Genomic DNA, 13,892 nt, shown 5'->3' with positions numbered 1-13,892 from the left:
CTGGCAAGCTGCGCCCATCCCAAATCCACCCTGAGGCTTCTATGAAACTGCCTGCACTCCTCGCCGCCTGCTGTCTGCTGCTGAGCACCTGGGCCGGCGCCCAAACGGCCGACTACCAGCGCATTGCCTTGCAACGCTTTCCGGATCTCGCCGCCGTCAACCTCGACAGCCTGCCCAAGGGTAAGCCGCTGTACCTCAAATTCTGGGCCAGTTGGTGCAAACCCTGCATGGCGCAGATGCCCCACTTTGAGCACGCCTACCAGCAGTACCATGACCGCATCAATGTGCTGGCGCTGGATATCAACATCAACGAGCGCAAGGCCGCCATCCAGCGGGTGATCCAGCGCTTTGGTTTGAGCATGCCGGTGTGGCTGGACCAGGACGGCGCCCTGGGGGTGGCGCTTGGCTTGGTGGGCACGCCCTACCATGTGCTTATCGATGCCAAGGGCCAGGTGGTGTACACCAGCCACGAAGCGGACGCCGAGCTGGACCGCCACCTGGCGCTGCTGGCAGACGGCAAGGCCAGCCCGGCCGCCGACACCGGGGCTCTCTCTGCCAGCCAAAGCCAGGCGCTGCTCAAGCCCTGGCTGCAAGGCCGGCACCTGCTGTTCTTTACCGCCACCTGGTGCGACTGGTATCTGGCCGACACCCGCCCGGCCATGTCACAGCGCTGCATCAAGGTCCAAAAAGGTCTGGCCGCCCTGCACCAGAAACTGGCCGGCCAACCCTGGCAAGGCTTTGTGAACCACCTCTGGACCACTCAGGACGATGTCAGCAAGTTCGAGCAGCAATACCAGATGCCGATCCCCTTCGCGATTGACACCCAGGGGGTGCTGTTCAACCACTTTGCCATCCGCGAGCTGCCGACCCTGCTGCTGCTGGAAGACGGCAAGGTCAAAGCCCGCATCACCGACTTTGACTCCCCTGAGGCCATCGCCGCCCAAATCAGCGCCCGCTAAAGCGCGCCGGGGCCTTGTGCCCCGGCAGCTTTCCCTTTGCCGGTAACTTGCCATGAGAAAACTGCTTTTATTGTGCCTGCTGGCACTGACTAGCCTGGGCGCCCGCGCCGAGGCCGACTTCCTGCCGGTTGACCAAGCGTTCGGCTTTCATGTCGAGCAGCGGGGCAACCAACTGCTGCTGAGCTGGCGTATCGCTGACGGCTACTACCTCTACCAGGACCAGTTCAAAACCGAGCTGCAAGACGCCGAGCTGGCGCCGCCGAATTTCAGCCCCGAGGCCGAGCACCACCAAGACCCTTACTTTGGGGACACGCCGGTGTTTCGCCACCAGGTGCAGCTGCGCTACGCCATTTTGAGCGCCGCCCAGGATGGGGTGGTGAAGATAAGCTACCGCGGCTGCGCCGATGCCGGGCTTTGCTACCCGCCGGTCACCCGCATCCTCTACCTCGATGCCGTCAAAGCCGCGCCCAAGCCATCTCCCGCCGCAGAGAGCCAGTCAACCAGCCTTGCCAAGCGCCTGGCCGGTGGCCAGCACCGGGCATTGACGCTGCTGCTTTTTTTGGGCCTTGGGGTGCTGCTGGCTTTTACGCCCTGCGTCTTTCCCATGTACCCCATCGTCTCTGCCATTGTGCTCGGCGGCGGCGCCAAGAGCCGGGGCCGTACCTTGGCCCTGAGCCTGGCCTATGTGCAGGGCATGGCCCTGACCTATTCGCTGATGGGGTTGGCAGTGGCATCCTTGGGGGTGGGCTTCCAGGCCGCCTTGCAGCAGCCTTGGCTGCTGATCACCATCGCCATACTGTTTGTGGCCCTGGCCTTGGCCATGTTCGGCTTTTGGGAGCTGCGCCTGCCCGAGCGCTGGCAGCTGCGCCTCAATGAGGCCAGCAATCGCCAACAAGGCGGCCGACTGGCCGGGGTGTTCCTGATGGGGGCACTGTCGGGGCTGGTGGCCTCGCCCTGCACCACGGCGCCGCTGGCCGGAATACTGCTCTTTATCGCCCAAAGCGGTAACCTCGGCTTTGGCTGGCTGGCACTGTACCTGTTGAGCCTGGGCATGGGCCTGCCGCTGATACTGTTTGCCATGACCGGCAGCAAATTGCTGCCCAAGGCCGGCGCATGGATGCAGGCGGTCAAAGTGCTGTTCGGCTTTATGCTGCTGGCGGTGGCCCTGATCTTTATCGAGCGGCTGGTCAGCAACTTATGGACAGCCCTCACCTGGAGCCTGCTGGGGCTGGCCGCCTTTAGTTACCTGTCGGTAATTAACCAGGACTCGGCCGCCAGCGCCGCCAAAGGGGTGCGCAGCGCCATTATCTTTGCCGGGCTCTTCGCCAGCCTGCAATACGGTTACCTGCACTGGCAGCGCCAGGCCAGCACGGCTCCCACTGCCAGCCAGGCCGCCGCGCCGCTGGCCTTTACCCGGGTGGCCAGCCTTGATGCCTTAAACCGCCAACTGACCGACGCCAAGGCGCGCGGCCAGCCGGTGATGCTGGATCTTTACGCCGACTGGTGCGTGGCCTGCAAAGAGTTCGAGCACAACAGCTTCCCGGCCCCCGAGGTGAAGGCGGCCCTGGCCCAGAGCCTGCTGCTGCAGGTGGATTTGAGCCGCAACGACGCCAACAGCCAGGCCTTTACCCAGGCCCTGGCGGTGCTTGGCCTGCCCAGCATCTTGTTCTTTGACGGCCAAGGCCAAGAGCTGCGGGCCGCCCGGGTGACCGGCTTTATGGCCGCCGGCCCCTTTGCCGCCCACATCAGGCAAACCCTGGGCGTGGCGCCCAACTAACCCCTTGTTCAGCGCCGGCCTTTTCTATCGGGCCAGCGCTGTTTAGGATGGGGTTTTGCCGGAACCTCGCCATGACCCCAGCGCAGCTTCGCCAGTATCTTTTAAGCAAACCCGAAGCCATCGAAGACTTCCCCTTCGGCCCAGAGGCCGCCGTCTATAAAATTCGCGGCAAAATGTTTGCCCTGACCGGCCATTTCCTGGGGGGCGACGCCGTTAACCTAAAATGCGACCCCCACCAAGCCCTCGCCCTTCGCGATATCTTCAGCGCCGTCAAACCGGCCTATCACATGAACAAACTGCACTGGAACACCCTGCTGCTGGACGGCACCGTGCCCACCGGAGAAATAGAACGGATGGTAGACAGCTCTTATGCGCTGGTGGTGACGGGGCTAAAAAAGAAAGACCGCGAAGCCATCAAGGCCAAGTACGGTATAGGGAGCGTTGTTTCCTAAATCAGATGAACCATTCTGCTTGGCTGTGATCCGATCCTCGACGTATCAAGCAGCTCAGCGTCGATGGCGGCTTGTGACAGCAAAGCCTGCCACGGTCTACGGCAAAAGAAAGGCGCCAAAGCCTGTATTCCGCCCCGTAAAACAGCGGGGTTCTGGGAGGAAGACCATCCTCGAAACGAAGCGGTAGCTACTCTTAAGGGCGGGCAACTGGCGGAGTGGAAAAGGGAAAGCGGATATCACCAACGGTCAAAAGCAGAAGTGGCGATGTCGCGATACAAACAGCTTATCAGCCCGAAACTCAGCCTGCGCAGTTACAACGGGCAGGTTGCCGAGGCCCTGGCTGGGGTGAAAGTGATGAACAAAATGCTGACCTTAGGCATGCCAGTTCGCCAGGCGGTCAGCCCTTTAGGGGACTGCGTTTGCTTGTCGGATTTAGGAAACAACACCGGGCAATACCAACCGGCGATGGCGGCCTTATCCATCCAAAAGCCCAGCAAACCTCGATTGATCAACACGCGGTTGTACTTAGCCCAGTTGCGGATTGGGTGTTTGGCCTTGCCCATGGGTTGCTCCCCTTCGATATGTTGGGGATCGGATCACAGTCAGGCGGATTGGTTCAGTGAATTTGGGAAACAACGTCATCCTGAGCTATCGATACATTGCGAAAACTGGACTTTGGTTACTCAGAAAATGGATGTCCTTTATTTCCGTTGCAAAAAACAGGGCGTCCATATATGCCCCTTATACTGTTACACTGTTCTTTACCCTCTCTTTTCTCTCTATAAAACAACGCTAAGATCATTAAAATAACCAATGTTTTCTAAATTAATTTCATCTAGATATTCACTTAGTTTTTTATAATCATTATTTTTAATGATCTCTAATAGTTCACGACTTTGCTTTGCTATGGGATTCTCAAAAACCATTTTACCCTGAACACTTTCAAGTGTATATAAAGCTTTATCAATACGGCCATCTTTTAAAAGCGTTAGCGCATATTGAACTTTAGAGTATGGAGAAATCAACCATTGCGACTCGTTTTTTGACAGAAAGTCGACCAACTCATGATAGCTAGAAGCTCCATCTAATATGTTAAGATTAATTTTAATGCATTCAACAATTTCGGCAACCAAAACATCCTTCGCAACATTTGAAAAATTCCAACGCAACTCCCCTTTACTACCATTTCCTTTATTTAATTCATGACATTGAAAAGCGGGTCCACCGATTCCTCTAAAATGAATAATAGGAGATATCCAGATAGACAGCATCATCGAAAACTGAGACTCTGACACTCGAAAACCTTTAACTAGCTCTCGGTTAGATCCACTTTCATATAGCATCAACTCCTTACGTTTAAAATTTAATACTTTCAAACTAGGAATAGACGAAATAATTTCTTTCACAAAAGATTTATTCATTCTCCCCTCATTAATGACTAATTTGTTTCAGAAGCACTAAATCTGTTTTTGGCACATTCATTTGATAGTATGCAGCTTGCAGCCTTGATATTCCTACGATACCAGTTTTGAGCTCGAAAGCGATATAAAGTTGACCTACAGAGAAGGTGGATGTCCCTTATACTTTGGGTTTTAATATTTTCTATTCTCCACAAAAGCCTCTTTAAAAAATTACAATTTTCACACAAGCCAAGTAAAAAAACACTATATCAACCAACTTTTACATTATTTTTTCTTATAAATGAGTTCTTTTGTGGGTTTTCCATCCACTGCATAAAGCCCGCTATCATAAAATTCAAAGCTATCGCCTTTACGAAGAAAGGAATAAATATAGACTTTTCCTTTATAAAAATCACCATAGCCATCTTCTCTCTTTTTTCCAAACAGCAATCGTTGAGATGCATTATCAACTATCCTTAAAACTTTACCGTCCTTAAAATCACAAATAAAATAAAGACCATAATTTTCATCTCTCTCACCGAAATAGCCAAGTGCACCATGGACAAAGCCAGCTGTAGACATACGTTTGCTTTCTTGTACGTAAACCCTGTCTATGTGATTATCAATACGCCCTACTGACTTAACATAAGCAGAAGCACATTTCTCAACAGCCATTTGGGCGTTATTTTCGTCGGCTAACACACTGAAGCTGGTATTACAGAAGAAGAAAAAGAAAGCGAAGATCCATTTCATTTTATAATCCTTGTTGGTTTAGTGTCACAAATCGCAATTGTACATGGCTGATATTTGCAATATACACCGCTTACTCTACCACCCGTTATCGCCTCCATATATATCGCACTCATTGCTTGCCCTCCGGTGTGCTCATCTCTCCATTCAGGGCCAATAGGCACAAAAAAGGGAGGCCTAAGCCTCCCTTTTTCAGATGGTTGCGCGAGCTTAGAAAGCTACGCTGCCTTTGAGGGTCGCAACCCAGGCGTTGTCGTTTTCGCTCAGGCCACCCGGGTTGTGGATGTACTGAATTTCAGGACGTACCGCCAGAGCGGGAGTGACCTGGAATTTGTAGTAGGAAGCGAACACCATTTCGTCGTCTTGTACCGGCATGTCGCCACCCATCACAGCGGCGTTAAAGAGGCGCTGGCTGTCAGACAGGCGATCGGAGACGTGCAGGTACTGGCCTGCCAGGCCCCACTGGTCTTTCGGGCGGGACGCGAAAGGCCCTTTGTAGACGATACCGACGTTGAAGGAGCGGTCTACAGTGGTGATGTCACGGTCGTTGAGGGTGATGTTGGAGAACACGCTCAGGCCGCGGCTGCTGTCGCCGTCAACAGAGGTGATCTGCTGGTCAACCACGAAGTAAGCACCGGACTTGTTGCTGTGGGTGCGCGCTACGCCACCGTCGAGGATCAGCGGCTGGCCTTGCTCGTTGTAGTACAGGTCGTTGCCACCGGCAGTGTCATACCAGTAACCCAGTTTCCAGGTACCTGGCAGGCCGTTCAGGGTCGGGGTCCAGCCCAGTTCGGCCGGAATGGTCAGGCCTTTGGTGCCGTGGGGGCTACCGAAGTTCAGGCCTTGGCTGTTTTTCAGCCAGCTGGGGTTCATTTGGTAAACGCCCAGTTTCACGTACCACTCGGGGTTGAGGTTGTACTTGGCGGTACCGGCCCATTGGCTGATCGGCCAGTTGTACAGAGTGGAGTTGAAGTTACCCGGCTGGGAGCCGCAGAAGCCCAGGTAGGAGAATTCGCACTGGAAGTCGCCAAACTCGGCGCCGACGTTCATTCGGCCCAGTTTCAGGTCCAGGTCGCCGCCCAGCAGCTTCTGCTCGTAGAAGAATTCGGAGATACGGGTAGTGCGGCCACGGCCGTACACTTCCAGAGACTGCATCAACTGGCCAATTTCGGCTTTGTTGTTGATGTTCTGGGCCTGACCGCCACGGTTGGTCAGGGAGAAGCGGAAACGGCCGCCGTCGAGGCCGAACAGCTTGTTGAGATCGAAGTCGAAGCCCAGTACTGTCTGGTCGGCATAGCTGTAGGCATGACGCTCACCGCCGCTCAGGTTGCCACCGGTTTCGAAGGTGTAACCCAGGCTGACATCGATGCCGTCGTTATGAAGCTGGCTGCGGTAACCCCCAAGATCACCGAACAGGTAGTTGTCTGCGTTAAAATCGTCGGCATGTGCTGCATAGCCGCTGCTGATAAGCCACAGTACTGAGGCTGCGGTAAGGGTCTTTTTACAGTTCATGGTTTGCTTCTTCTTGTCCAAGGGGAAAACACTTCCCTGAAGTGAATGCATGACAAAAGCGTAGAGCCCGGTTGCGGATGCGATGTGAACAGACCGTCAACCAGTTAACGTCAACGGCGCCTTTCTATCACAGGCGCTATTTTAAAAGCCGCAGGATTTACCTGAGTGGTCGTATGGGCATTGTTGGCGGTGTTATAGGCGCCCAGAGCAAATAGGGGCAATCGCCTCTTCACAGGGACTCAAGGACACAACAGATGGACACCAAAGCGCTGCGCTATTTCCACGAAGTGGCCAAGTTGCAAAGCTTCACCCTGGCCGCCCAACAGTTGGGGGTGGCCCAGCCGGCGGTAAGCATGGCCATTCGCAAGCTCGAATCGGAGCTGAATCTGAGCCTCTTTCACCGCCAGGACCGCAAGGTGAACCTGACCGACGAGGGCCGCCGCCTGCTGCCCCACGCCGAGCGCATTCTCACCGCCCTGACCGACGCCGAACACGAGATGGACGAGCTTAGGGGCCTGGGTACCGGCGAGGTGCGGGTGGGGATCCCGTCGATGCTGGGCTCTTATTACTTCCCGCCCATTTTGATGGCCTTTCGCCACCGCCACCCGAGCCTCAACCTGTCGGTGATTGAAGCCGGCACCTGGCAGCTGCGCCAAATGCTGGAAGCCGGTGAGCTGGACTTGGCGGTGATCGTCTCCGAATTTTTACCGCCAGAGCTGGAAGCGCGGGTGTTTTTGACCGAGGAAATGCGGGTCACGGTAGCCAAGGATCACCCCTTTGCCAGCCGCCAAAGCATCGACCCTCAAACCTTTTTTGACCAGGAACTGGTGATGTTCCAAGAAGGTTATTTTCACCGCAAAATTGTCGACCGGCTGGCCCGCGAGGCCGGGCGTACCCCCAACATCGTGTTTCAAACCAACCTTATTCCGCTGATTAAATCCATTGTTAAACAAGGCTTTGGCATCAGCACCTTGCTGAAATTAGCCGTCGATGGCGAGCCGGATCTGGTCTCCATCCCCTTTAGCGAACCGGTGTGGCTGGAGCTGTCCATCGCCTGGCGCAGGGGCAGTTACCTGTCGCGGGCCAACACCGCCTTTGTTAATTTCCTGCTCGACGCCTGAAAAAGCGGCCCCGAAAGGCCGCTTGGGTGAACCCGGGCCGGTTTAAAACCCAGCGCTGACCGACTGGCTCTGGCCGGTGTTAAAGCTGTTGTTATCCCCACCCTGCCACTGCACGCCGGCATTGGGGTCGGCCTCTTCGCGCTTGAGGCACTTCCAGGCTACGGCGGTATCGCTGGGTAAGTTGATGGTACCGGTCCAAGTGGGGTAGCTGGTGGGTGAGAGTTTCACCGCCGCGGCCGGGTCCCAACCGCCGAGGGCCGCGACATCCCCCACCACATACACGCTTTGGCCTTGGTAGGTGGTGCCGTTGTTGCAGCTAAAGCTCACCGCCACGCTGGCGCTGCCGCCGCCCGAGCCCGAGCAATTGCCGCTGCAGCCAGCGCCCAGGTAGATGGCGGCGGCGTCCATGGCGGGCACGGTCACCGTCAACTGCCCTCCTGACACCGTCAGGTAATGGCTGTTGCCGCTGTCGTCCAGGCAGCCGTTTTCAGGGTCGCCCTTGATGACATTGCAGTAACTGCCATCGCTCATGCCGGTGCTGAAACTCTGGGTGAGGCTGCTGCCTTCACGGTTAATCACCACAAAGCCCTTGCCGCTGCGGCCAAAGGCCACCTGGTTGTTGCCGTTGTCCCACCAGTTGCTGAGCGCGCCGCCGTCGGTGGCGTTACGAAAGCCCACCATGTTGGCGATGGGCCGCCAGCGGTGCTCGCAGGCAAAGGTGCTGTAACAGCCGGAGGGCTGGCCGTTTTGCCAGACGCTGGCACCTCCCGGGCCGGCATCGGTGTCGGTGAAGTAGAAGCTCGACATCACCTTGGGATAACCGTAGGGGTAGGCCAGCATAAAGACGTTGGCCAGGGTGTAGAGGCTACCGTCCTTGTAGGTGAGGATATCGCTGCCGCCGGCGCCATGGCCGCGCTGGTTGTCGTGGTTGTCGGTAAAGACCACCGCCGACTGGTCGCCCACAAAACCCCAGGCGCTGCCGAAGTTACTCAGGTAGCTGAGCTTTTGGTAACGGAACACGTTGCCGATATTGGCCGAGTAGCGAAACTCGGTGACCTTGCCCATGGCGGTGTAGTCGTTGGCGCTGACCGCTTCGCCGCCAAGGTCTATCACTTCCTGGAAGATAAGCGGGTTGCCATTGAGCTTGCTGTAGATGCCAGCCAGGTCGCTCGGCGCCATGTGTTTGGCGGCGTCGATGCGAAAGCCGGCCACGCCCATGGCGGTCAAGCCGTTGAGGTAGTTAGCCAGGGTTTGCTGCACGTAATTGCTGGCGGTGTTGAGATCTGGCAGGCCCACCAGCCGGCAGTTTTGTACCCGCCAGGCATCGCTTGCGTAGTCGCTGCCCTGGATATCACAGCTGCTGTGAAAATCGTTGCTGCTGTAGACAGGGTAACTCAGGCTGGCACTGTCAAAGCTGGAACCGGCCACCCCGGTGCCGCTACCGGCGGCGGTGTGGTTGATCACCGCATCCACATACACGTCCACACCGGCTGCTTTGCAGCGGTTGACCATGTCCTGGAACTGCGCGGCGCTGCCGCCACGGCTCTGCAGTTGGTAAGACACCGGCTGGTAGCGGGTCCACCACTGGCTGCCCTGGATATGCTCGTTGGGCGGTGAAACCTGTACCGCGCTGTAGCCCTTGGGCCCCAGAAACTGCTCGCATTCCTGGGCTACGTCGGTCCATTTCCATTCGAAAAGGTGTACGAAGGCACCGGCCTGTGATTGGGCAGAGGCAAGGCTCAGCCCGGCGGCCAAGTACCATAAGGCACTGACTTTCATTGGTTTATCCTTAAATCTTATTATTTGCTGCATACCCGGCCCATGCTGTTGGGCCGGCCCCGGGAGAGGGCATTGTTGACCCTAGATGAGCCATGGGGCGCCGACAAAGCCAACCGCCTTGAATACGTTTTCATAAGGCAGGGGCGCGTTGGTGGTGGCATAAAAAGAGGTTTGGGTGGCGATCCGGGTGGCGGCTTGTTGCGTAGAGCAAGGCTTAACAAGGAGCCCTCATGCTTACCCTTCATCATCTTGAACGTTCCCGCTCACACCGGGTGTTGTGGCTGCTCGAAGAGCTTGGCCTTGAATACCGCATCCAAAGCTACCAGCGCGACGCCAAAACCATGCTGGCCCCGGCCTCGCTACAGGCGGTGCATCCGCTGGGTAAATCCCCGGTGCTGGAAGACGGCGAGCTGGTGATTGCCGAGTCCGGCGCCATCCTCGAATACCTGCTGGACACCTACGGCCAGGGCCGCCTCAAGCCTGCCGCTGGCCAGGCCCTGGTGGACTACCGCTACTGGATGCACTACGCCGAAGGCTCATTGATGCCGCTGCTGGTGATGAAACTGGTCTTTAGCCGCATTCCCAAAGGCCCGATGCCCTTTTTGGTGCGCCCGGTGGCCCGTAAACTGATGGCCAAGGTTACCCAGAGTTTTTTGCAGCCCCAGCTGAGCCGCCACCTAGCCTTTATCGAGCAGCACTTGAGCAGGGGCGACTGGTTTGCCGGGGAATTTAGCGCCGCCGATATCCAGATGAGTTTTGTGCTGGAGGCCGCCGCCAGCCGCGCCGGGCTTGATGATTGCCCCAATATCATGGCGTTCATCGAACGTTGTCGAAAAAACTCGCAGTATCAAGAAGCCATAAGGAAAGGTGGGCCGGTGATTTTACAGGCCGATTAACGCAGGACGCACAGCAAAGGCAGGAACAGATGATGGCGAAAAGCACAGAGTGTAATGCAGGCCCCTTGTTGGCGAAGGCCAGAGGCAATGCGTGTGCCCAAAGCAAAGCGGCCGAGGCCGCCCCCAGCGAAGCGCAGTTCCTGCAAGAGGTGCTGCACCAGCTGCGAGACGCCCAACAGCCGCTTAAATGGCGTTATCGTCTACTGGCAAAACTGCGCCGCTTAAAAGGCCCAGTCCAGCCCTAAGCTCCATTGCCGCCCCGGCAGGGGCTCCACATAGCGCCCGGCGCTTTGGTTAACCACGACCGCCCCTGCCAGCTTCTCATCCGCCAGGTTTTCCACCCGCGCCCACAGGTTCACCGGCCCAAAGCCGCCCTGCCAGCCCAAGTCCCAACGGTTACCGCCCGGCACATAGACGCTGTTGTCGGTGGTGGCGGCAGTGCGGCTGCGATGGTGCCAGTCCAGCGCCAGTGACTGCGCGTCGGCAAAGAACCAGGACAAGCGCTGGCTCATGTCCAGCTTGGCGATGCCAGGAATGCGCTCGCCGGTGTCAAAGCTGGCATCCAGCCAAGTGCCGCTGAGGCGGTATTGCCAGTCGCCAAACTGGCGTACCAGCTCCCCTTCCAGGCCCTTGCGTTTAGAGTCTTCACCGTTGTCATAAACGGTACGGCCGTTATCGCTTTGCACCACCACCAGCTCGCGGCTGCTGTCGATATAAAAGCCGGTAACGGTGGCGTGCCATTGCCCCATCTCGGTGCTGACACCAATCTCGGCCTGGCGATGCTTGCTGCTTTGAAGGTCTTTGTTAAAGCCGCCGCCGTCCACCGAATAGGCCATCTCGGTGAGGGTCGGGGTTTCAAAACCTTCACCGATGCTGGCAAAACCGGTCCAGCCCGGCGCCAGTTCATGGCGATAGCCAAGGGCCCAGGCCAGCTCGTTAAAGTTGCCGCTGCCGCTGTCGTCATTTTCAAAACGGTCATCGACGCTAAAGCGGCTGTGGCTATAGCGCACCCCGGCAGTAACACCAGCTACATCGGCAATGGCGTAGGTGTCGAGGCTACGGATACGGCCGGTTTCGTCGCGGCGCAGCACGCCCTGGTGGCCAAACTGGTTGGCATAGCCCTGGCGGTCGTCCTTTTGGCGGCGATACTCACTGCCCAGGGTCCAGTTGACGTTTTGCCAAGTTGGGGTCCATTCCACCCGGGCGCCCTGGTTTTCACGGTCCAGATCGACAATACCGCCGGCGCTGGTATCGCCCACAAAGGTGAGGTATTGCAATACTTTGCGGTCGCCACTCCAACCGGACAAATGCCAGTCGCCCTGGTTGTAATTCACGCCGCTCAGGCGGTCACGCACGCTCTTGTGGGCGTCAAACTTGATGGCGGCAGCGTTGCCAGCATCAGGGTCGGTTTGCCATTGGCTAAGGGTTTCAGATTGGGGGTCATTCAGGCGCGGCTCGACGCTTTGCTGGGTGAAGGCGGTCAGCCCGCCGCTGCCGCCTGCCAGGCGCCACTGGTTGCGGCTAGCCTCGCTGTGGGGGCGAAAACCGTCCATTTCCAGGCGCTGGCCACTCAGGCTCAGCCAGTTGTCGCCATCGCGGTAATTGCCGGTCGCGTTTAGGCGGCGCTGGCCGTCCTGCCCCACCATGGCGCCGACCTTGCCGCCGCTTTGCTCGGGCAGGCTGGAGCGCAATTGCAACACGCCCCCGGTGGCGTTGCCATAAAGGGCCGCCAGCGGGCCTTTGCTCAGCAAGGCGTGGTCAATACTGCCAGCCTGCACCGCCGACAATTGCCCCTGGCCGTCAGCACTGGAAATAGGAATGCCGTCTTGCTCGATACGCAGGCTGCGCACCCCAAAGCTGGACGTGGCACCAAAACCGCGCACCACCAGGCGGGTGTCTTGGGCCATGTTGACCCGCGAGTCCACCTGCAAGCCGGGCAGGCCTTGCAACCAGTCGCCGTTATCCAGCAGCGGCCCGGCCTCTGGCTCGGCCAAGGAAGCCGACGGCAAGGTGGCCCCCAGGCGGTGGCCCTGCACCTCAATCACCTCGGTGTCGGCGCTGTCGGCAGCCTTTGGCAGGTCCTGAGCGCTCAGGCTCGCCATCATGATCCATGCGACTGGTGTCATTTTCTTTCCGAATTAGTGTCAGCGGGCCGGCAGAATAGCGGCTTTAAGCCTCTTTTTCTCGTAAAAAGACTACATACCTTTGTGCAATAAAGCTCACCACCATGATGACTCCCTCTGCCAGTGGCTTACCGATAAAGGGCGAAATGCCCATGCCGTAAAAGCCTTTGGTAAGGAAATAACCCAGCCCAATCAGGGAAATGGCCAAGATGCTGTAACGACTGGCCTCTTTGAGCAGGCTGCCCTGGCTGCCAAAGACCCAGAGCCGGTTGCAGCCGAAATTAAAGACTGCCGAGCAGGCCCTTGCCAGCACCATGGCCAGCAAGATCTCGCCACTGACCATGTAGAGCAGCGCAAACAGCAGGTAATCGAGCCCCGCCGAGGCCAGCCCTACCCCGGCGAAACGGAAAAAGCGGCTGTAGATACGCAGCGAGTCGGCCAGGGGCCGAAAATGGCTGCTGGGGTTGCCGGCTTCATAAACGGTGGTGATGGTCTTCTCGCCAATGGATATGCCGTTGTCCTTGGCCGCAAGCAGCATGTCCAGCTCGAACTCGTAACCGTTGGCCTTGATGGCCAGCAGTGCCGGGAAATACGCCTTGGGTATGGCCCTCAGGCCAGTTTGGGTGTCGCTAAGATGCTGGCCGGTGGCCAGGGCAAACACCTTCTCGGTGAGCTTGTTGCCAAAGCGCGAGCGCAACGGCACTTGCTGGTCAAACTGGCGCGCCCCCAGCCACAGCTTGCGAGGGTAGGCCTCCAGGCGCCGTGCCAGGGCCAGAATGTCATCGGCCAGGTGCTGGCCGTCGGCGTCGGCGGTGACCACTCCCGGGCAGTTATCGGCCCCATGGTCATCGACCCAGGCCAAGCCGGTTTTAATGGCGGCGCCTTTACCCTGGTTACGCAGATGATGGATAACCTCCACCCCGCGCAGCTCGGCCAGGGCATCGAACAGGGGTTTGAGGTGGCGATTGGAGCCGTCATCCACCACCAGCACCGGGTAATGGGGGCCACGGGCCTTGAGGGTCAACACCAGTTGGTAGAGGGTTTCATCCGGCTGGTAGGCAGGGATCAGAATAACGGGCCTTGCCGTATTAACACTGTTCACGACGTCCTCCTTGTGTCCGGC

Annotated in this window: 13 protein-coding genes and 1 pseudogene; 7 read left to right on the top strand and 7 right to left on the bottom strand. The window is 57.6% G+C overall.

Features of this window, described 5'->3' with window-relative positions:
• Positions 1-41 precede the first annotated feature (41 nt).
• The 4 genes and pseudogenes from AC22G1_RS02155 to AC22G1_RS02140 form a co-directional block, all read left to right on the top strand.
• Positions 42-959: a redoxin family protein gene (locus AC22G1_RS02155; RefSeq protein ID WP_487315314.1), complete on the top strand. Its 918-nt coding sequence runs from the start codon at positions 42-44 to the stop codon at positions 957-959.
• 52 nt (positions 960-1,011) lie between these two features.
• Positions 1,012-2,736 carry a protein-disulfide reductase DsbD gene (locus AC22G1_RS02150; protein WP_487315313.1) on the top strand — a complete coding sequence of 575 codons (1,725 nt, stop codon included), beginning with the start codon at positions 1,012-1,014 and terminating at the stop codon, positions 2,734-2,736.
• 71 nt (positions 2,737-2,807) lie between these two features.
• Positions 2,808-3,188 (top strand): MmcQ/YjbR family DNA-binding protein, encoded by a 381-nt coding sequence (locus AC22G1_RS02145; RefSeq protein WP_487315312.1) that lies wholly within the window; start codon positions 2,808-2,810, stop codon positions 3,186-3,188.
• 38 nt (positions 3,189-3,226) lie between these two features.
• Positions 3,227-3,590 (top strand): annotated as a pseudogene (locus AC22G1_RS02140) (transposase); the annotation flags it as partial.
• On the opposite strand, the gene AC22G1_RS02135 reads toward AC22G1_RS02140, so the two are convergent.
• From AC22G1_RS02135 to AC22G1_RS02120, 4 genes are all read right to left on the bottom strand, one after another.
• Positions 3,500-3,751, bottom strand: a complete 252-nt coding sequence (locus AC22G1_RS02135) for a hypothetical protein (RefSeq protein WP_487315311.1) — start codon at positions 3,749-3,751, stop codon at positions 3,500-3,502. The pseudogene AC22G1_RS02140 and the gene AC22G1_RS02135 sit on opposite strands and share 91 nt — an antisense overlap.
• A 216-nt stretch (positions 3,752-3,967) precedes the next feature.
• The gene (locus tag AC22G1_RS02130) at positions 3,968-4,609 is read right to left on the bottom strand and encodes a hypothetical protein (protein ID WP_487315310.1); all 642 of its coding nucleotides are present in this window, start codon (positions 4,607-4,609) and stop codon (positions 3,968-3,970) included.
• Positions 4,610-4,873: 264 nt separating this feature from the next.
• Positions 4,874-5,341, bottom strand: coding sequence for a hypothetical protein (locus AC22G1_RS02125; protein WP_487315309.1), 468 nt, complete (start codon positions 5,339-5,341; stop codon positions 4,874-4,876).
• 207 nt (positions 5,342-5,548) lie between these two features.
• A complete protein-coding gene (locus tag AC22G1_RS02120) occupies positions 5,549-6,850 on the bottom strand; it encodes a carbohydrate porin (protein ID WP_487315308.1) in 1,302 nt (433 codons plus the stop codon).
• A gap of 254 nt (positions 6,851-7,104) precedes the next feature.
• On the opposite strand from AC22G1_RS02120, the gene AC22G1_RS02115 reads away from it, so the two are divergent.
• Positions 7,105-7,971, top strand: a complete 867-nt coding sequence (locus AC22G1_RS02115; RefSeq protein WP_487315307.1) for a LysR family transcriptional regulator — start codon at positions 7,105-7,107, stop codon at positions 7,969-7,971.
• A gap of 42 nt (positions 7,972-8,013) precedes the next feature.
• Here the strand turns inward: AC22G1_RS02115 and AC22G1_RS02110 are convergent, their stop codons facing one another.
• On the bottom strand, positions 8,014-9,750 hold the full coding sequence (locus AC22G1_RS02110) for a carbohydrate-binding module family 20 domain-containing protein (protein ID WP_487315306.1): 1,737 nt from the start codon (positions 9,748-9,750) through the stop codon (positions 8,014-8,016).
• Positions 9,751-9,980: 230 nt separating this feature from the next.
• On the opposite strand from AC22G1_RS02110, the gene AC22G1_RS02105 reads away from it, so the two are divergent.
• Both AC22G1_RS02105 and AC22G1_RS02100 read left to right on the top strand, forming a co-directional pair.
• A complete protein-coding gene (locus AC22G1_RS02105) occupies positions 9,981-10,646 on the top strand; it encodes a glutathione S-transferase (protein ID WP_487315305.1) in 666 nt (221 codons plus the stop codon).
• A 32-nt stretch (positions 10,647-10,678) separates the two neighbouring features.
• Positions 10,679-10,891, top strand: a complete 213-nt coding sequence (locus AC22G1_RS02100) for a hypothetical protein (RefSeq protein ID WP_487315304.1) — start codon at positions 10,679-10,681, stop codon at positions 10,889-10,891.
• On the opposite strand, the gene AC22G1_RS02095 is transcribed toward AC22G1_RS02100, so the two are convergent.
• Positions 10,868-12,772: a TonB-dependent receptor domain-containing protein gene (locus AC22G1_RS02095; RefSeq protein WP_487315303.1), complete on the bottom strand. Its 1,905-nt coding sequence runs from the start codon at positions 12,770-12,772 to the stop codon at positions 10,868-10,870. The two genes, AC22G1_RS02100 and AC22G1_RS02095, sit on opposite strands and share 24 nt — an antisense overlap.
• A 43-nt stretch (positions 12,773-12,815) precedes the next feature.
• Positions 12,816-13,871 carry a GtrA family protein gene (locus AC22G1_RS02090; protein ID WP_487315302.1) on the bottom strand — a complete coding sequence of 352 codons (1,056 nt, stop codon included), beginning with the start codon at positions 13,869-13,871 and terminating at the stop codon, positions 12,816-12,818.
• Positions 13,872-13,892 lie beyond the last annotated feature (21 nt).

The organism is Gallaecimonas zhanjiangensis, from assembly GCF_057624825.1.
Note: the sequence above shows the minus strand (reverse complement) of the source record. Positions and strands in the feature narration are given on the sequence as shown.